A 236-nucleotide genomic window follows, 5' to 3' on the forward strand; every position below is an offset into this window, starting at 1 on the left:
GTGATATCACGAGTGCGGAGTTAAACTTAGAACGTCAACAAATCCAATTAGATAATTTCCGTACAATGCTAGAGGCTACTCAAATCTACGCCCCAATATCAGGAATCATCACTTCTTTAGCAGACTTAAAAGTAGGTGAAATATTAGAGCCTTTTGAAACATTGGTCACAATAGCTGATCCAGATTCCCTTCACCTAGTATCAAATTCAATTGGTAGTAGGCAAGATGAATTGAGT

1 protein-coding gene is annotated in these 236 nt (G+C 37.7%); it reads left to right on the top strand.

The window, feature by feature from the left end:
• On the top strand, positions 1 to 236 hold a 236-nt coding region (locus tag AOA60_RS33680), incomplete at both ends, for an HlyD family efflux transporter periplasmic adaptor subunit (RefSeq protein ID WP_218240980.1).

The organism is Pseudomonas sp. 2822-17, from assembly GCF_002742485.1.
Taxonomy (GTDB): domain Bacteria; phylum Pseudomonadota; class Gammaproteobacteria; order Pseudomonadales; family Pseudomonadaceae; genus Aquipseudomonas; species Aquipseudomonas cyclaminis.